At 29.1% G+C, this 17889-nt stretch carries 21 protein-coding genes; 8 read left to right on the top strand and 13 right to left on the bottom strand.

Annotation, left to right across the window (positions count from 1 at the left end; translation table 11 throughout):
• Positions 1-8: 8 nt before the first annotated feature.
• Positions 9-1511, bottom strand: coding sequence for a LexA family protein (locus ACWJJT_RS01550; RefSeq protein ID WP_462955791.1), 1503 nt, complete (start codon positions 1509-1511; stop codon positions 9-11).
• Between the two features lie 239 nt (positions 1512-1750).
• Here ACWJJT_RS01550 and pdaA point away from each other — a divergent pair, with 239 nt between their 5' ends.
• Positions 1751-2644: a delta-lactam-biosynthetic de-N-acetylase gene (gene pdaA / locus ACWJJT_RS01545; protein WP_462955790.1), complete on the top strand. Its 894-nt coding sequence runs from the start codon at positions 1751-1753 to the stop codon at positions 2642-2644.
• 109 nt (positions 2645-2753) lie between these two features.
• Here the strand turns inward: pdaA and ACWJJT_RS01540 are convergent, their stop codons facing one another.
• Both ACWJJT_RS01540 and ACWJJT_RS01535 read right to left on the bottom strand, forming a co-directional pair.
• Positions 2754-3200, bottom strand: a complete 447-nt coding sequence (locus tag ACWJJT_RS01540; protein WP_220286794.1) for a GNAT family N-acetyltransferase — start codon at positions 3198-3200, stop codon at positions 2754-2756.
• 65 nt (positions 3201-3265) lie between these two features.
• Positions 3266-3433 (bottom strand): conjugal transfer protein TraX, encoded by a 168-nt coding sequence (locus ACWJJT_RS01535; RefSeq protein ID WP_258280760.1) that lies wholly within the window; start codon positions 3431-3433, stop codon positions 3266-3268.
• A 602-nt stretch (positions 3434-4035) separates the two neighbouring features.
• On the opposite strand from ACWJJT_RS01535, the gene sigY reads away from it, so the two are divergent.
• The 6 genes from sigY to ACWJJT_RS01505 all read left to right on the top strand — a co-directional run bounded on the left by sigY (position 4036) and on the right by ACWJJT_RS01505 (position 7219).
• Positions 4036-4566: an RNA polymerase sigma factor SigY gene (gene sigY, locus ACWJJT_RS01530; protein ID WP_216303585.1), complete on the top strand. Its 531-nt coding sequence runs from the start codon at positions 4036-4038 to the stop codon at positions 4564-4566.
• Positions 4567-4974 carry a hypothetical protein gene (locus ACWJJT_RS01525; protein WP_216303586.1) on the top strand — a complete coding sequence of 136 codons (408 nt, stop codon included), beginning with the start codon at positions 4567-4569 and terminating at the stop codon, positions 4972-4974.
• Positions 4974-5180 (top strand): hypothetical protein, encoded by a 207-nt coding sequence (locus ACWJJT_RS01520; protein WP_216303587.1) that lies wholly within the window; start codon positions 4974-4976, stop codon positions 5178-5180. Before ACWJJT_RS01525 ends, ACWJJT_RS01520 begins: the two co-directional genes overlap by 1 nt.
• Before the next feature lie 162 nt (positions 5181-5342).
• Positions 5343-5549 (top strand): PLDc N-terminal domain-containing protein, encoded by a 207-nt coding sequence (locus tag ACWJJT_RS01515; protein WP_216303588.1) that lies wholly within the window; start codon positions 5343-5345, stop codon positions 5547-5549.
• 1 nt (position 5550) lies between these two features.
• The gene (locus tag ACWJJT_RS01510; protein ID WP_220286842.1) at positions 5551-6477 is read left to right on the top strand and encodes an ABC transporter ATP-binding protein; all 927 of its coding nucleotides are present in this window, start codon (positions 5551-5553) and stop codon (positions 6475-6477) included.
• On the top strand, positions 6464-7219 hold the full coding sequence (locus ACWJJT_RS01505; RefSeq protein ID WP_462955789.1) for a hypothetical protein: 756 nt from the start codon (positions 6464-6466) through the stop codon (positions 7217-7219). Before ACWJJT_RS01510 ends, ACWJJT_RS01505 begins: the two co-directional genes overlap by 14 nt.
• 713 nt (positions 7220-7932) lie before the next feature.
• On the opposite strand, the gene ACWJJT_RS01500 is transcribed toward ACWJJT_RS01505, so the two are convergent.
• The 10 genes from ACWJJT_RS01500 to ACWJJT_RS01455 all read right to left on the bottom strand — a co-directional run bounded on the left by ACWJJT_RS01500 (position 7933) and on the right by ACWJJT_RS01455 (position 17244).
• Positions 7933-8487, bottom strand: coding sequence for a DUF2812 domain-containing protein (locus ACWJJT_RS01500; protein WP_220286789.1), 555 nt, complete (start codon positions 8485-8487; stop codon positions 7933-7935).
• Positions 8471-8827, bottom strand: coding sequence for a PadR family transcriptional regulator (locus tag ACWJJT_RS01495; protein WP_216303591.1), 357 nt, complete (start codon positions 8825-8827; stop codon positions 8471-8473). Before ACWJJT_RS01495 ends, ACWJJT_RS01500 begins: the two co-directional genes overlap by 17 nt.
• A 217-nt stretch (positions 8828-9044) precedes the next feature.
• Positions 9045-9785: a PD-(D/E)XK nuclease family protein gene (locus ACWJJT_RS01490; protein WP_462955788.1), complete on the bottom strand. Its 741-nt coding sequence runs from the start codon at positions 9783-9785 to the stop codon at positions 9045-9047.
• Complete coding sequence (locus tag ACWJJT_RS01485; RefSeq protein ID WP_462955787.1) at positions 9779-12007, bottom strand: ATP-dependent helicase; 2229 nt, start codon at positions 12005-12007, stop codon at positions 9779-9781. The genes ACWJJT_RS01490 and ACWJJT_RS01485 overlap by 7 nt, the downstream gene beginning before the upstream one ends.
• Positions 11988-14015, bottom strand: coding sequence for a UvrD-helicase domain-containing protein (locus ACWJJT_RS01480; RefSeq protein ID WP_462956722.1), 2028 nt, complete (start codon positions 14013-14015; stop codon positions 11988-11990). Before ACWJJT_RS01480 ends, ACWJJT_RS01485 begins: the two co-directional genes overlap by 20 nt.
• A 303-nt stretch (positions 14016-14318) precedes the next feature.
• A complete protein-coding gene (locus tag ACWJJT_RS01475) occupies positions 14319-14687 on the bottom strand; it encodes a hypothetical protein (RefSeq protein ID WP_216304306.1) in 369 nt (122 codons plus the stop codon).
• A gap of 71 nt (positions 14688-14758) precedes the next feature.
• Positions 14759-15130, bottom strand: a complete 372-nt coding sequence (locus ACWJJT_RS01470; protein WP_216304305.1) for a GntR family transcriptional regulator — start codon at positions 15128-15130, stop codon at positions 14759-14761.
• Positions 15131-15381: 251 nt separating this feature from the next.
• On the bottom strand, positions 15382-16335 hold the full coding sequence (locus tag ACWJJT_RS01465; protein WP_462955786.1) for a DUF4097 family beta strand repeat-containing protein: 954 nt from the start codon (positions 16333-16335) through the stop codon (positions 15382-15384).
• Positions 16322-16915, bottom strand: a complete 594-nt coding sequence (locus tag ACWJJT_RS01460; protein ID WP_462955785.1) for an HAAS signaling domain-containing protein — start codon at positions 16913-16915, stop codon at positions 16322-16324. Before ACWJJT_RS01460 ends, ACWJJT_RS01465 begins: the two co-directional genes overlap by 14 nt.
• Positions 16912-17244 (bottom strand): PadR family transcriptional regulator, encoded by a 333-nt coding sequence (locus ACWJJT_RS01455; protein WP_216304302.1) that lies wholly within the window; start codon positions 17242-17244, stop codon positions 16912-16914. The genes ACWJJT_RS01460 and ACWJJT_RS01455 overlap by 4 nt, the downstream gene beginning before the upstream one ends.
• Positions 17245-17573: 329 nt before the next feature.
• Between ACWJJT_RS01455 and ACWJJT_RS01450 the strand changes: the two genes are divergently transcribed.
• Positions 17574-17750, top strand: coding sequence for a hypothetical protein (locus ACWJJT_RS01450; protein WP_216304301.1), 177 nt, complete (start codon positions 17574-17576; stop codon positions 17748-17750).
• Positions 17751-17889 lie beyond the last annotated feature (139 nt).

Below are 17889 nucleotides of genomic sequence, written 5' to 3'. Positions count from 1 at the left end.
CAAATAGATTAATATTCATGCTTTATAATTCCTATAGCTACTCCTAAAATGTATGTATCTTCACTATCTACTACAATAGGCTGATATTTTTCATTCTCTGGCATAAGTAATATTCTATCTTTGTTTATAGAAAGTCTCTTTAAAGTAGCATTTCCGCCTATGTCAACTGCTACGATATCCTTATTATTTGCAGCTTGTTCCTGCCGTATTACTACATAATCTCCATTATTAATGTGGGCCCCAATCATACTGTCACCTTTAACCTTTAAAACGAATGGGTTTCTTACCCCCTTTAACCAATATTTCGGTATATAAAATTTACCTTCCATTTCAGAATTAATAAGCATAGGCTCGCCTGCCGCTATATCACTATACACGGGTAGCTCCAATAATTCCTCATTTATATACTCATAGTTGCCTTTTTCATCATTTACTATAATATCTGATCTTCTACTATAATCCCTCATAAACTTATATGCTCTGTTATGTCTTATATCACAATACTTAAAGTTCTCAAGTGAATTAACATCCAAGTTTTTGCTTGTTTTTTCATCACACTTTTTTTGGATCTTTTCTTGTGTTTTATAGTATTTTTTGAATGAATAAGACTTTCCTTTTTCTCCTAGCGGTTTATTATTAACTCTTTTGCCTTTCACCATCCATGAATTAGTATAGTGCGGTCTATCCACATCAAGAAGAAACACCATGTTCGAATAAGATTTTTCATTAAATAATGCATTAATAAAATCCACTTGTATCTTAGTTAAATTATTACTTTTGTCAATTATGATATGAGAATACCTGCCCACTGTAGTAGTTCTCGCCATTCGCAGAGCATATATATTAATATCTTCATTGTCAACTAAACCCTCCGATTTAAGCTTTTCATTATATGTGATCATAAGTTGAAATATTGCTTTCCTAGCAGTTGAATTTTTAAGAATTCTTTGAGGTCCTTGTCCTTTTTCGCATTTTCTTCCTATTCTATTTACTTGCAAGTACAAATCAGCTTTTAAGTAATTGCAACTTTTTATCCACTTTACTTCTTCTATAAAAAATTGAGCATAATCTGTATGTAATATTCTTAGTCTTGGATAAATATTTTTAATTTCTAAGATACAATCTTTCATAATGTTATTCTTTTTATCATTATCTACAATTATTTTATTTTTTAATTTATGTTTGTTTTTATATTTAATAAAATATCTATGTAAAATACTTTCTAATGTAACCACATGAAAGTTTCTTTCATTATTAGAAAATAGACTTAAATAATCTAACCTAGTTTCTTCTTCTGCTCTGTTATATATATTTTCAATATAATTTATGTCTTCATCCTTAGATGCTAACATTAATATTTTATCCTCTTCATATAAACAATAGTTATTTTTTAAATAAAGGCTTCTATAAATGGCTGCTGTCGTTTTACCTGAACCTTGAATTCCTCTAATTAAGCTATATCTTGAGGGTTTACTATGAATCATTTTTTGTTGTTCTAAACTTAATTCCATTTAATCGCCTCCACTGTGGACATACTAATAGTATACAATAATAATAACCTTAAAGTAAAATTTTTATGAAATTGTAAATTCAAAATGTCGTGAAAATATATTTATGGGAATATTAATAAAAATTACTAATTATGTAACATTAGATTCAAGAATATCTACACACATCTACTGAGCATACTAAGTTATATATTAATCTATCTAAATAAAATAAACTAGAGGTGATCGTTCTGAAAGGAAAGATGTTAAGTATTATTGTTTCTTCAATGTTTTTTGTTAACTCTTTTTCAAGTGTTGCTTATAGCAAAGATTTAGGCAATATTTCAATTAAAGACTCAAACAATGGATATTATAATAATCAAGGTTCAAAAACACCTACCATAGTAAATTTTTTCAAAAGTGTCTTTAGTATTGCTACGCCCTCTACTGGATTAAGCACCAAAGAATATAATTGGTATTTCCAACCACGTAATGACAATAATCCACCTGAGGGTCCTAAAGAAACCAAAGGCTTTATATCAAAGTATGGATGTTATCATTTAGGCGATACATCAAAAAAGATATTATATCTAACTTTTGATGAGGGTTATGAAGCTGGATATACCGCTCCAATTTTAGATGTTTTAAAAAAGCATAATGTAAAAGCAGCATTTTTCGTTGTAAAACCTTATATTACTTCTAACCCAGAATTAATTAAAAGAATGGTAAATGAAGGCCACCTAGTATGCAACCACAGTAATCACCATCCTTCAATGGCCTCTATAAAGGATGAAGATAAATTCAATAAAGAATTATCTGATGTAGAAGAAGCATTTGAAAATATTACTCATAAAAAGATGTCTAAGTATTTTAGACCTCCAATGGGAAAATATAGTGAGTTATCCTTACAATACACTCAAAATTACGGATATAAAACTATATTTTGGAGTTTTGCTTATATGGATTGGATTAAAGATAAACAGCCATCACATGAAGCCTCAAAAAAACGTATTATGCAAAGAACCCATAACGGTGGAATTATGTTACTACATGCAGTGTCAAAAACCAATGCTGAAATATTAGATGATGTAATTACCGAATGGGAAAGCAAAGGCTATGAACTAAAAAGCTTAGATGAATTGCCTGCTAAACATTAAAAAATTATATATTTTCTATAGCTTAAATTAAACCCTATCTATATTAGACAGGGTTTAATTTGTTTTTTGTAAAAAAAACCGTAAAGATGAATCTGATGCTAATATATAATTAAAGATTTTTATATAACATTTCTATATGTGGAATGTTATCTTCCAAATATACCTCAGAAACCCTCACAAACCCTAAACCCTCATAGAAATTTACCAAATACTCCTGTGCGCCAATCCTAATTACCTTCTCATTTAAATTATTCTCGATAAATTCTATTGCTCTTATCATCATTTGCTTTGCTAAACCTTTACCACGATGTTTTTTATCAGTTAATACCCGTCCTATAGATATTTCATTATAAGAAATACCTTTTTCTAAAATCCTTAAGTAAACAATGATTTTCCCATTTTCTTTTGCAAATAAATGATAAGAATTATTATCTTTACCATCACACTCCTCATAGATACATTGCTGCTCTATAACAAAGACTTCACTTCTAAGTTTTAAAATTTCATATACTTCCTCACCATTTAGTTCATTAAATTTTTTTATTTCCCATTTCATACTACTTAAATCTCCTTTTCTTAATGTTATCTTCTAATAATTTCTCTGTGTATTCATTATTGATATTACAATAACGTTTTACGAAGGATCCTTATTAATCCTATTACTAATAAATGCACTGGATAAAAAGCATAAAAAAAGTATTTTAAGTCTTTACCCTTCTTATCGTTATACATAAATATAAAAATTAACGCTAATAGGGATAATGCTTGATTAAACCAAACTAGCTCTATTGTCGTAACTAAGAATTACCCCCCATAATTAGGTTTTCATTTAATTGTATTTATAATATGATACCATTTATTTCATGTTTTTGCATTACTATGTTTTTAACACTAATAGTATTGTTAATGCTAAAAATCCTGAACTCTTATTGAGCTCAGGATATTTTTTGCTTTTTAGGTCCTTTACTTTTTAGGCCCCTTATTTTTTTGATTCTTTTTATCACTTTTCTTGCCATTATTTTTGGTTGAAGCACCCTTACTTTTGCCCTTGTCTGACATAATATACACCTCCTTTTTTATTTAGATCGAATACCAATAAACTTACCTCAACTTTGTTCATCTTAAAAATAGTTGTTATTATAAAGACTATGCTTATCGTTATTAAAAAGACTCTATTTTAGTATTTTATTATCAGTAATACCCTTATTTACAAAACTATTGGTTTTTAGTAATGCTTTTATTTAAATACTTTTCAATAACGGGAATTAAAGGCTGAGCATATTAAAAAAAATAGAAAAACAGTAAAATAATTTAGTAATTGTAGATTATAATAAATATAGTGAACTTATTAATCAATATTTGCGTTAAAGGATTGCTAGGAGTGATTATTATTGGATGAACTAGAACTTATTAATAAAGCTAAGGATGGAAATAAAAGCGCGCTAAATTCTCTTTTAAAAGATAATTACAATATTTTAAAAGGCTACACTGTTAAAATGGTAGGAGACCCACACTTAGCACAGGATATTATTCAGGATGCATTGCTTAAAGCTGTGATTAATATAAATAAGTTTGAGCCTAGAGCAAAGTTTTCTACTTGGCTCATAAAAATAGCTACCAATGTTTACAGGGATTATTTAAGAAAGAATAAATCCTTTGGACTAATAGAGGAATGTGTGGATGATAAAAGCAAACAAGTAGAGGACATTGTGATCGCAAATTACGAGTACAAAGAGATAATGAAAATAATTTTAAAGTTACCCTATGAGAAAAGGGCTGTATTTATTTTAAAGCATTATTATGGTTACAAATATGAGGAAATATCAGAAATTTTAGGATGCCGCCTTGGAACGGTTAGGTCAAGGCTTCATAATGCAGTGAAATATATAATAAGTGAAATTGAAAGGAAGGAGATTATATAAATGAAGGATTCTGATAAGATTAAAAACTCTTTAATTGATGAATTTTACAATGAAGTTCAAGACACCGTTTTTAAAAATATAAAGTATAGTGACGAAGATAAAGAATTTAAAAGTGTCCTTAATTCCACAGCTAAAAAAATGGATGTTTTAAATGAAGATATATTTGATTTTGATATAGATACCTTAAGTATAATAGAGCAAGGAGTGTGTATACGAGGCAATAGTAATGCTAGAAAAGAATTTATTCTTTTTATATTAACATCCTTTATAATTCTTTCTGTGTATGCTATAGCCACCATTTTCTTAGGTACTAAACTACTAATTATTTCACAGATTTTTATTATTACCATTATTCCTTGGATAATAATACCTGTTTTAGCAATCAAAAGAAGGGAAAGTGAAGGTTAATGGTGATTTTAAATAATAAACTAACTATAGTGCTTGCAATTGCTATTCCTATATTATTAATTCAAGGAGCTTGGGTATTTTGTGATGCAAGAAGGCGTAAAGAAAAATACTATTGGCTTTGGGGGATTTTTGCACTGATTAATACACCAGGTAATCTCCTTATTTACCTACTGGTAACACGAGTAATATTAAAAAATAAAAAATAAGAGTGCAAGACCTATGAACTTTCTCCTGCGTGACTTGAAATAAGTGTTTTTACATTCTCATCCACATCCACTTACGCAATCTGTTTCCTAATATAAAAATAAAATGAACTTTTTATTTTTTTTGCGTTAAAGTTATGAAAATATAAAAAGGGGGAATCGAATATGTTTGACGGAATGGCGCTACTCGAGATAATAAAATTACTTGCACCTGTAATTATAATAGAGATAGTTCTTGTTGGTTTCTGCTTATATAGATTAACACGAGACAGGGTAAAATTTTTACCTAAGTGGGCATGGGCTTTAGTTATAATTTTTATCCAATTAATAGGTGGCATATCCTTTTTATTAATAGGAAGAGAGCGTGATTAAGATGCTTAAAGTGGTAAATATCAACAAAAAATATGGAGACTTTGAAGTTCTAAAAGATATATCCTTTGAAATAAAAAAGGGAACCATATACGGATTTCTAGGTCCTAATGGAGCAGGTAAAACTACAACCATGAATATACTTTCAGGGTTAATTGATTTTAATGGTGGAGAGATATATTTAGATGGAGGGGATTTCAAGAAAAATAAAAGGCAATTATTAAGGAAAGTAGGATATCTTCCACAAAATCCAGTGTTTTATAATTACATGAGCGCTAATGAGTATCTGCATTTTATTGGCGAAATAGCTAATATGACAGAGAAAAACATAAGGGAGCGAACTGTAGAGATTTTAGAAATTGTTAAGCTTACTGAGGTAGCAAAGAGAAAAATAGGGCAATATTCAGGTGGAATGAAGCAGCGATTAGGAATTGCAGTGGCACTATTTAATAAACCAGAAATAGTTTTTTTAGATGAACCCACATCTGCACTAGATCCTGAGGGAAGAATGGAAATACTAGAGTTTATAAAAGACTTGAGGTCAAATGGAACCACTGTTTTTATCTCAACTCATATTTTGAGTGATATAGAAAGGATTTGTGACGAGGTAAGTATTTTGGATAAGGGGCAAATACTCATATCTGATAATTTAGAGAGTTTAAAGAGTAAGTATATTCAACCTATATTCGATATTGAGTTTGAAAAACACTGTGTAAACTTAGATAAAATTCTTTTAAACTTTAAGTGGGTGGAAAAAGTTTTGATAAATGAAAATAAGGCCTCTATCTATGTTAATAATTTAGATGTTGCTAAATCTGAACTTTTAAAACTACTTGTTAAGGGAGAAAATAATATTTTATCTTATAATTTAAGAAAAAGTAATCTTGAAGATATTTTTATAAGGCTGGTGAATAAAAATGACAACCTTTAAGGCGTATTTTAAGAAAGAAATAATGGAATCCAAAAGACAATATAAATATATAATACTTGCTGTAGGAATAATTGCATTCGCTATTTTAGATCCATTTATGTTAAAATTACTTCCAAAAATATTAGAAAAGCAATTACAAGGAGATTTAAGTTCACTTTTTATTGCTACTCCTAAGAGTGCGATTAATAATTATATTAAAGATCTTTTTCAAATTGGAAACTTATTCATAATATTCACATTGGCAAGTACTTTAAATGATGAGATAAATGGCGAAAAACTCGTGTTTCCATATTCTAAGGGAAGTAATCCAGTTGGTATAGTGCTTGCTAAAATAATTCATTATACTATTGTGGTAACCATATTGACCTTCATAGGATTTTTGACTTGTTTTTACTATGGAAGTATTTTATTTAAAGGAGAAAAAGTTGCTTTATCAGGTGTAATGAACTCGGCTATTCTAATGTCTGTATACTATTTTTTTAATATTGCCTTGGTGACACTTTTTAGCAGCTTTGTGAAAAAAGGTGTAACAGTAGGTTTTATAACGCTTATGATAACTTTTTTGAATGCTGCACTTGTAAATTTGAATACAATTGGAAAGCTCATGCCATACAAATTAGTGGAAGGAGCAAATTTATTTACATTAGATAACTATTTATATACTATAGGATTTTCAATTTTTTGTAGTGTAATATTTATAATAGCCACTATCTTTAACATGAGCAAAGTTGAAGTAATTTAATGGTTTTTTTATGAAAACAAGTAAAAACATTTTAAAATTACTCATTGAGGCTGGGGCTACAGAAACCTTGATTCAATTATTCCAGGATATGCATTTACAATTACAAGTATGCTTGTAATGTTTTTCACCTTGTTTAAGGCAAGTGGTACATTATTTGCTTTCAAGGATTACGATATGCTCATGTCACTACCAGTCCAAACATCCTCGGTCATCACAAGCAGATTTTTATTGATGTATGTAATGAATGTGATTTTTTTCCCTTGTTATTATGCTTCCAATGGGGGTTGGTATTATACTTATTGGGATTTTACTCATTCTGCCAGGTATAAATATGAATTTACTTACGGGAATGATTACCTTTGTAGTGATAGGTATTACGGCGCTGCTTTATAGTAAAGTATGTAGAACGAATTTACCAAGCTAATAATACTGAGTGTGACCTATGAAGTTTCTCCGCTGTGACTTACAATAAGAGGTTGAAGCGTGAAATTCCATTAAGAAATTTTATATTTGCAGAAGAAGAATTTTAAATCAACTTTCAATGTTTCTGCTCTTCTTATTGTAAGTCACTTTCGGAGAAACTTTATACTGCTATATAATATTTATTATCCAAGGAGGATTTCTTGCGCGACCGTGCAACGAAATGGTCGATCGACTAAACCTGAATTCCTAAAAGCGATCATATCAGTTTAAAAAAATTGCAATAGGCACCCTTACTTTAAAATCCTCCTTTCTTTCAAATAATATGCAACACACATCATAAGTGAAGGCACTGCAATAGCTACTGAAATAGTACTTAAAATAACACCTACTAATAGCATTTGATTTTTCATCATTGTTCCCTCTATTCTGCTTGCTAGCAAAAATTCAATTAGGATTACAAAAGCCAGTATTACTGTTGATATAATCGCTGCTTTTTTACACAAGTATTTCACCCTTTCATACTTACTTATATGGTTCTCTTTTTCAGTGTATATTGGAACAGTTTCAGGTGGTGCTGAAAAAAAATGAAAAGTCCCACAAGAACACATATGCTCCCAGCCACTACTCTGAAATAATTCAAAATACTCATTATCGTTTTCACTTAATTCTTTGTAATCCATGGAATAAACTATTTCTCTTGGTTCACCTTTTACTAATTTATACCTAAACCCGGACATTTCCTTAAGAATCCAACCTTCTTTTGCCCTTTGACACAATTTTTTCATAGCTCTATCTTCGTCAAAGGCAAATCCCATATTCAAAATATACCTATTCTTCTTTTCCATCAGTATCATCCCCCTCTAAATGTTTTAAAGCTTCCTCTCCATGTCTTACCATCGTTATTCTTCTCTTAATGTCTTTTTTTAATATTTCTTTCCCCTTAAAAGTCAGTGTATAGGTTTTACGTCTCTCTTCATCATCATCTACTAATTGGATTAAATCTGCATTTTGCAATTTTTTTATAATTGTATAAAGACTTGCTGGACCTATTAACATTTCGCCTTTTGAAAATCTTTCAATCTCCTGCATTATCCCATATCCATGCATAGGTCTTACTAAGGTGAGTAAAATACAGTAGGTAGAATCCGTTAATATATCCTCGTCTAAAGCTTTTCCCCTAGCCATTTTCTTCCTCCCTTCATTTGTCATTACATATATCATTAAATGATATATTTTTTAATGATATAATATTATATTTAAGTAAAATTGTCAATATTTCATAAAAATATTTTTTTTCTTAGTTATATATTAGTTAGTAGATCCTAGTTAGCATATAAATAGGGATAAAAATAAACCCTTGAAAATCAAGGGTTTATACATACTTTCTATTTACCTAAAACCTTTATATAAAAGCATCACAAACCTGGTTACATCCACCGAATTCACAATATTTGCACTGCGTGCTATATAGTTCACTATTAAAATCCAAACTAAAATCATAATTGTCTAATGAATGCGTAATCTCCTTAATTTTATCTTCGTGAATTTTATGATTACTCTTTGAATAATTAATAGTAATAATATCATCTTTAAACTGAGGCTGCCAAAAATTCATACTTATATTTTCTAGTGGTATATCTTTGTCGAATATTTTCAAAGAACTCTCACCTAATATATACATATAAACAATAGTTTGCATTCTTTTACACACTTCTTTATAGTCAAGTTTTCTATTTTCGGTCTTCCAGTCCCATATTTCTATTTTGTTATTTGGCTTAGTAATTATCAAATCATACTTTGCCTGAATCCTGATGTTATCTTTTCTCATTTTTATTTCATATTCAGTAAAATATATATTTTCATCTAAAAGAGTAAATTTTCCCTTTAATGAATTGAACGAATTCATTAAATCGATATTGCTATTATCAATACCAGCAGGAATATTTGAAAAATATCTTTCACAAATGAGATGGAAATCGAGTCCCATATTCATATTTTCATAATAATCCTCATTATCTATTGAATCCTTTTTCCACTTAACATTATCTAAATACTTGATTTTGAATCTTAAAGGGCATTTATCAAAAGTGTTTAATAAATTTTGACTATAGTAAACGTGCTTTAATTTTCTAATATCTAACATTTACCATCGCCCCTTTGGCTGTTTATGTAGTCTTGAAGCACATAAAAGTACTTTGAAGGTTTACTTTCATTCCATTTACCTTCATTACACTTAGATGCCATTAAAATTAAATATTCTTTAGCTCTTGTTATTCCTACGTATAAGAGCCTTATTTTTTCATTTATTATCTGTATTTTCGCTTCCCCAATTGGATCTTCGCAAATATTATTACCAAGAATTTTTGCAATTTCAGCCGTGCAAAGAACTGTAGGGTTTTTAAATTGTTGTTTCAAGTAATAGTACTCCCTAAATTTATCCGTTGTCATATATGGGTATTGGTAAGATGTGATGCTTAATATAAATACACAATCCCATTCCAGTCCTTTTGCTTTATGACAAGTAGAAACTGTTATTCTATCTGAGGAAGGTTCATATCCTTCTAGGTCATAAATTATACCTGAAATATGATTTAATATACCATTTTTTTCATCTAGCAACTGATCCACTATATGCTTTAAACAAAAGTCACTTTCATCTTTTGATAGAAATCTAATATACGATGCAACTGCATCTGCCATCGCTCTATCCTCAAGACTGAAATTTAAAACATCACTAATATGCAAAATCAGTCTATCTAAATGTGTTTGAGGATATTGAAATATTATTTTAATCTGCTGCATGCACTTTATAAATTTTTGATAGACCTCTGAACCTAATATTTCGCGAGGAACATCTTTCTGATCTATGACTCCTCCATTGGGATACATTAGCTTTTCTACTTTATAATCTTGTATGAAATCAAACAACCTTTCACTTTCTTCGTTGTTTTCTTCTATAAACACATTCTTTACTAAATCTTTGAATTTAAAACTATCATGTGGCTCTGAAATAAACTGCAATATATATCCTAATGTAAATGCAGCCTTACATCTTTTATCTGATTTATTTGACAATTCATCACACTCAATATTTAACTCTCTAAGTTTATCCGCTATTTCTTTAACTTGATTATTATACGGAACTAATATGGCACAGGTTTTATTAGGATATTTTTCTTTGAATTTCATTGTTAGCTTAGTAGCTTTATTAATTTCATCCTGATTTGAACTACAAACCATAGTGCTTATTCCGTAAATGTCCACATCCTGCTTTTTTATTTTAAAAAACTCTGGTACCGTTTTAATTTCTTGATTTACTAATGCACACCTACATTTTTCTTCACCATGATGATTATTGATATGTCGAACTAATTCGTTTGCTAAATCAATAATATGTTTTGTGCTACGTCCTGCCATATACATTTCAAACTTTTTATTTGCATTTTCACAAAATTCTCTGAAAAATTTTGGATCTGAAGATGTAAATGTACCTGTTATACTTTGATTAACATCCCCTACCCTAACTAAGTTTCCGTTTTTTTCAGAAATTAAACCCAATATTCTTCCCTGAATTAAATTAGAGTCTTGGCACTCATCTTCAAATACAAAAGTATATTTTACATTTAATTTTTCGCGAAGCACATCATCAGTTTTCAGAAGCTTATATGCAAGAATTAACAAATCGTTATAATCTATATAGCCCTCTCTTTTTAGAGTTTTAGTGTATGAATCATAAATTTCAGATATATGCTTTAAAATACTGCCTTGGTTTAAATTTTTCACTTCATCTTTTAACTTTTCTGGAGAAATATCATTTATCTTTAACTCCCCAATAATTGTATCCACCGTCATGAAAAAATCATTCCACCAATCATTTTGTTTTCCTGGGTATTTATTTAGGGATTTATCTAATATCATAGCCTTAAATATATTTTCTCCACCGTTTCTTCTCCAATGCATAATGCACTTATTTAAATATAAGCTTTTATTTACATCATCTAATATTTTAAATTCTTCATTAACTCCCACTACATCCGGTCTATCTTTTAAAATCTTTAGTGCTAAACTATGAATAGTCATAACTTCATAATCATTACTCGTTGTTATTCCCTTATTTTGTAAAACTATTGAAATTCTATGTTTAAAGTTATTCACTGCACTATTCATAAAAGTAACTATAAGTATTTTCCCAGGTTTATGAATTTTATCTTTTATAAGTTCACATACTAGATTACATATTATGAAGGTTTTCCCTGCTCCTGGAACTGCTGGAACCGCCATGGTTCCTCCTCTATATTCCATTATAGGCAATTGATCATCCCTATAACTTATTTTTACCTCTTCATTACTCATATCCCCTATCATAATTTTCACCTCTTCCGCTTAAGATTTCTACAAGGATATCCGCAAATATACTTTGTTGTTCATATCCATTTAGAGAATACTCACTGCCATATATGTATAATTTGCCCCTACATTTTCTTAAAAGGCCATCAACAACGGACATTAAAATTCTATATATATTATTGTTTTCTGTTTCCTGCGTATAGATATCATTAATATTCCAATTACTTCTTAACACGTAATAATTTGATAATTCCTTTATATTTCTTGAACACCACATATTACTGTTAATATCTGCCCATATCTGAACCACGCTACTTGAATTTGAAGTTAAATATGTATATGGCGATGTGAAAACTATACTATTCTCTTGTAATAGCATTTCTTGAATATCATTCAACGAATAAAAATCTTTTCCATCACGCCTTATAAATTCTATAAATCTCTCCTCAGATGACTTCCCTTTAAATTGTAATTTATCTAAAGTATTTACGAAGCTTTCACAATTTTCATATATACTTATATAGTCACCTACATGTTGTTTAACTTTAGGTATTGTTATAAGAACTTCTAAGAATGCTTTTCTAAAAAATTCTCCTAGTGGTATATTGCGTGTAAGGTTACTTTCTTTATAATCACTTATCCATTTTTTTAATTCATTATAATTACTTGCGACCTCAATGCCTACTCTATCTTGGATAGCTTTATTAATATCTCGCATCTCTCCACTCGAATTTACTAAATCAGAAAGTAGCGAGCTCCTGATTATATCTAGCTGTAACATAAAAGAAAAAAAGTTTTTATAATCTTCACTTGTTAACTTTATGCTTGTAAAAGAATTACACAATACTGCTAATATAATTAATGGCTGTAAATATTCATTGTCAATAAATCTATATTTTTTAGAAGTCTCCATGACTGATATACCTAATTCTTTTGTTTTTTTCTGTAGTTCATGAGAAATAACAAAATCATTAAATGGACATATTACAGCTATATCCTTAGGCTTAACTCCATGATTTATTAGTTCTTCAATTTTAAATGATATTTTTTCAACCATTTCGCATCGAAGCTGTGAAGTCAAATCTATATAAGCTGGTAGGTTGTCGCTTATTTTCTCCTCTTCGTAATTATTATGTGCTCGGTTTTCTATTGCACGCGAAAAATCAATAAATTCATCATTACAGCAAAAATGCTCATCTAGAATAATTTCATCATAATCAATATTTAATTTTTCTCTCAAATAATTAATATTAGCCCCATAATAACTACAAAATCCACCGTTTGGGTTGTAAAACAAGTATGCCTTGTCTACATTATCAATAAGCTTAAATATGAGATCTAGCTCTGATGGTGAAGCCTGATCTATATCGTCTACTATAAGATATTTTATTTTATTCATATTAAAGTATCTTGCATCTTTAAGTAAATACTTATTATACAAGTAAAAACACAATCCATAATCTACAACACCATTTCCCAATAATTTTGAGATATAATATTGAATTACTTCATCCAATTGATTATATGTTTCTTTTGCACAAAAATCCTTTACCTCTAATGAATTATATAGCCTAGTTCCTATTTCATTAAAAGGCACTAATGAAAGAGCTGCATTATTAATGTTAGAAATCAAATCTGAAGCTATTTTAGAAGAAGTTGATGTAATATCTATAAAGTACCCTTTAGACCTTCTAAAATGCTCCACTAGTGCTTTCATAGCATAATTTGTAGCATCAAAAGATGCGAATTCAGGTTTCAACAAACTAATTTTTAATTCCTTACAATTTTCTACTACATATGGCCAATAAAGTGATAGTTCTTTTCTGATAAATCCATAGTAAGAGTTTTTTCGAATCTCACTAGTCATGTTAAAATCCATCTCTCTTGTCCATGTTATATTTTGATATTTATTCATAAATAAGCATAATATATTTGAACTTTTTATATTTTCATTTTCTATCATATTCTTATATTTAGAAACTGCCATAGTTGTTTTACCACTAGCAGATTTCCCTTTAACTAATATGCATCGGTGTATAAAATTATTTCCATTTATTTTGTTGTAGACTTCTGAATATTTAATAGTATCACCTCCATATAATCCATTATTTTATATTTTACCATATTTATTATGAATTAAACAAAAGCAAAAAAAGAAAATAGAAGAGAACATTTCTGTTCTCGATGTTTAACGACATTTCAGAAGGAAAGTCTCCCACTTCTATAAGTGGGAGTTACATACCCTAACAAATAGAAAACTTCAGTGGGAGTATAAATCTCCTTCTGAAGTCATTAATGTTTCAGCTCCGCAGGAGATGATTTAATCTTTCTAATTTTCTATAATAACAGACCACTCTCCATTATTATCTTTTAAAATATTTATATTTGCTATTTGATCTCTACTAAAATTTGACGTAAATTCTTTGCTACGAGTACTCTTGTTGTTTTTATCTTCAAATTCCACTTTATAAGTACAATTTTCTTGTACCCCCATATCAAAATAGCCATGCTGGTTAGCCTTAAGATGACTAGCTATAATATTAACTTCATCAACCCTTTGAATTACTATATCACTAATAATTTCGGAGCTTTTATTTCCTATAATCAGATTATTCTTCATATTTTTTTTACCACAAGCAGATATTAAGTTGGTAACAATTATGCATCCCAGTAAGATTATATATGGTATTCTTTTCAACTTAAACCACCCCTTAAATTAAAATTAAAATATCTTCACCATCTATTAATATATTTTTTTCTAAAATGTCTTTAAAACTGGCTATAAATTTCATTTAGTATATCTATTAACGTATCTTTGTCAACACCTATATAATGTGCCTCTATAATTATTTTCTTCATATGTTCTTTTATTTCTCTCATCTTTTCTTCATCCATGATAGGTTTGAAATTTTCTACTACAAATGTTCCTTTTCCTCTTATAACTTCAATTGCCTTCATTCTTTCTAGCTCATTATATGCTTTGCTTATAGTATTAGGATTGATTGTTATAAGCGATGCAAGTTCCCTTACAGAAGGCAATTTATCTCCCGGTTTTAATATTCCTTTTATTATATTTTCCTTTACTTTCTCAATAATCTGTTCATAAATAGGTTTACCGCTTCTGCTATCAATATTTATCAAGGTTTCACCTTCTCTCAAATAATTAACTCTTCACTATTTGCGCTACGTGTACTGCATGTACTATTTGTTCTAGTACACTATAAATATAATACTATATACTTATATTGTCAAGTACTAATTAAATCATCTCCTGCGGAGCTTCAATATTAACATTTTTAGATATAGTGAGAATATAAAAAACCAGTAGGCTAATTTATCCTACTGGTTTGTGGCTTTCTAGTTTTATTTATCAGAAACCTTTTTTATAAATTTTACTCATCCGAAGCATTAATAGTAGCATTACCTGAGGTACTATTTATTTTTATTATTTTATTTCCATTACCTACATCCCCTTTTATTTCATGCTTGCCAGCTTCTCCTGTCACTGTTATAGGAAAATCATTTCTAAGATCACCTGATGTACTGTCAAAGTCTAATTTAAATTCTGATTTTTTAGGAAGTTTTAATTCCACATCTCCTGAAGTAGTGTCTATATTAATATCATTGTTAAAGTCTTTATACTTAAACTTGAACCAACCTGAAACTGATTGACCTAATATATATCCTGTAATATTTTCTATTTTTGTGTCCCCTGAAGTTGTCTTAAATTCATTCTTCTTACTTAATAAGGATTTTACATTTACTTTGCCGGAAGTACCCTCAAATATTGTTTCATTAGCTGTTAATAAGTTTATCTTAGCATCTCCTGATGTTGTATCAAATTTAAATTTATCTAATCGTAGGTCTCCTATAATAACATCCCCTGATGTTGTATTTATTTTTAAATCCTTTTTATAGTTTTCCGGAACATATATATCTAAATTTATTTTTGTGTTTATATTTATACCAAAAATTTTACCTGGATATTTAATTAAAACATCTAGATCATCCACATTTGCAAATGCCTCTAAATGTGGTGCTGACTTTTTCGAATTTGAATTACCATAAAAATGAACTCTTATTTTATCTTCCTTGGTAGTGATAATGTTTACGTCTGTGCTTACTGTTTCTACATTTATGGTTTTAATATTCCCTTTACTAAATTCCTTTGTAGCATCTATATTAAACTTATCATTAGATGCACTGCTTCCTTGTGTTATATCATTGTTAGATTTTATAATACCTACTTTATACTCAAGTACGTACCCTACTCCTCCTAGTATTATTGAACACATAACTACAATTATCAACCATTTTATAACCTTTTTTTCATTAAATTTTCTCATAGTCTTGCTCCTCTTTACCATTAATTATTTTGATATTTGTTTTTAAATATTTAATAGTCACTTTATATAGCCATTTGGTTAGATGCTTACATCCTATAAACATTAAAACTCCTACAGCACTAAGACCTATGCCAATTGCAATACTTATTATCCAATTTACATCCATGGATATATAACTTGGAAATATTAATTTAAGAAACGTGCCTAAAACTACCCCTATTCCACTTATAGTGAATCCAAACGCCGTTGCATACAATCCTATGAGCACCCCAACAATACCTATAAACGGTCCTAACAATATTATATTAAAAAAACCTAAACCGACTGCTGCAATTATAGCTCTACCAATATTTCCTGAAGATTTTGTATTTTGTGCTTTCTCAATCATATAATTTGCTCTTAACTGTTTTGCAATAGTTCTAGGCTCTCCAAGAGATATGGCTATGTCTTCTTCACTTCTTCCTTTTTCTGCTCCTATGGTAAAATATTCATCATAATCAATTAAAATATCTTGTTTTTCTTCTTCGCGAAGATTAGATAAATTTCTTGAAAGTTCTTTCATAAATTCATTTTTATTCATATCCTCATCTCCTTTTTCTGTTCTATCTTTAAAACTTTGCTCACTGTGATTACAAAATCCAACCACTCATCTTTTAGCTCTTCTTTTGTATTCTTACCCAGTGTCGTAATGCTGTAATACTTCCTTGGTGGCCCTTCTTGTGATTCTTGAAGATAAGTAGTTACAAATCCATCACTTTTTAATCTCCTAAGCAAAGGATATATTGTTCCTTCAGATATATCTATATCTTGTGAAATTTCATTTACAAGTTCATATCCGTAGCAATCTCTGCCATCAAGTACAGATAATACACATAATTCAAGAACGCCTTTTTTAAATTGTACATTCATTAATTCACCTTCTCTTAGATTATTTACCTTTATTATATACTAGCACATGCTATTGTACATTGCAAGATACCGATTAAAGTTTGTTACCGTTTTATACTTAGTACATATTAAATTATCTCCTACCTATATCACTTACCCCTAAGTTTCATATACTATAATTAGTATATATAGTTTTTAAGGGGGTTATTATTATATTTAAAACAATAAATTCATGTCACCCCAGAAAAGCCTTAGTAGATGGAATTAATAATGCTATCTTCAAAGCAAAACTAAAAGATATTAAATTTAACACATACCCAGCCATAATAGGTTGTATAATAGGCTGTATATTGCTAAAACCAGATTACGTATATGCTAAAGACACTGTACAAGAAAGTACAGAAGTCATTAATTTTTTATCTAAACTAGGACCACCAACATTACTTACAGCAGTAGAAATTTATAAGGTAAGAGCTTACATTAAAAATTTAAAATCACACTTACATGAACCATCCATATCACCATAATTATTTAAAACAAAAGAACATTCCATAATTAGTCCAACTAATTATGGAATGTTCTTTTTTACTATATTTCAACCAACGTATATTTATATTTTGGGTTTATGCAATGATTGTTATATCTATTCTATGCATATTAATGTAA

Source organism: Clostridium sp. CM041 (assembly GCF_055081035.1).
This window is presented reverse-complemented; position numbering and strand designations above follow the sequence as displayed.

Excerpts from the sequence above, each read along its gene's own strand:
- ACWJJT_RS01550 (WP_462955791.1), bottom strand. The coding sequence starts at position 1,511 with ATGGAATTAAGTTTAGAACAACAAAAAATGATTCATAGTAAACCCTCA.
- pdaA (WP_462955790.1), top strand. The coding sequence starts at position 1,751 with ATGTTAAGTATTATTGTTTCTTCAATGTTTTTTGTTAACTCTTTTTCA.
- ACWJJT_RS01540 (WP_220286794.1), bottom strand. The coding sequence starts at position 3,200 with ATGAAATGGGAAATAAAAAAATTTAATGAACTAAATGGTGAGGAAGTA.
- ACWJJT_RS01525 (WP_216303586.1), top strand. The coding sequence starts at position 4,567 with ATGAAGGATTCTGATAAGATTAAAAACTCTTTAATTGATGAATTTTAC.
- ACWJJT_RS01520 (WP_216303587.1), top strand. The coding sequence starts at position 4,974 with ATGGTGATTTTAAATAATAAACTAACTATAGTGCTTGCAATTGCTATT.
- ACWJJT_RS01515 (WP_216303588.1), top strand. The coding sequence starts at position 5,343 with ATGTTTGACGGAATGGCGCTACTCGAGATAATAAAATTACTTGCACCT.
- ACWJJT_RS01510 (WP_220286842.1), top strand. The coding sequence starts at position 5,551 with ATGCTTAAAGTGGTAAATATCAACAAAAAATATGGAGACTTTGAAGTT.
- ACWJJT_RS01505 (WP_462955789.1), top strand. The coding sequence starts at position 6,464 with ATGACAACCTTTAAGGCGTATTTTAAGAAAGAAATAATGGAATCCAAA.
- ACWJJT_RS01500 (WP_220286789.1), bottom strand. The coding sequence starts at position 8,487 with ATGGAAAAGAAGAATAGGTATATTTTGAATATGGGATTTGCCTTTGAC.
- ACWJJT_RS01495 (WP_216303591.1), bottom strand. The coding sequence starts at position 8,827 with ATGGCTAGGGGAAAAGCTTTAGACGAGGATATATTAACGGATTCTACC.
- ACWJJT_RS01490 (WP_462955788.1), bottom strand. The coding sequence starts at position 9,785 with ATGTTAGATATTAGAAAATTAAAGCACGTTTACTATAGTCAAAATTTA.
- ACWJJT_RS01485 (WP_462955787.1), bottom strand. The coding sequence starts at position 12,007 with ATGATAGGGGATATGAGTAATGAAGAGGTAAAAATAAGTTATAGGGAT.
- ACWJJT_RS01465 (WP_462955786.1), bottom strand. The coding sequence starts at position 16,335 with ATGAGAAAATTTAATGAAAAAAAGGTTATAAAATGGTTGATAATTGTA.
- ACWJJT_RS01460 (WP_462955785.1), bottom strand. The coding sequence starts at position 16,915 with ATGAATAAAAATGAATTTATGAAAGAACTTTCAAGAAATTTATCTAAT.
- ACWJJT_RS01455 (WP_216304302.1), bottom strand. The coding sequence starts at position 17,244 with ATGAATGTACAATTTAAAAAAGGCGTTCTTGAATTATGTGTATTATCT.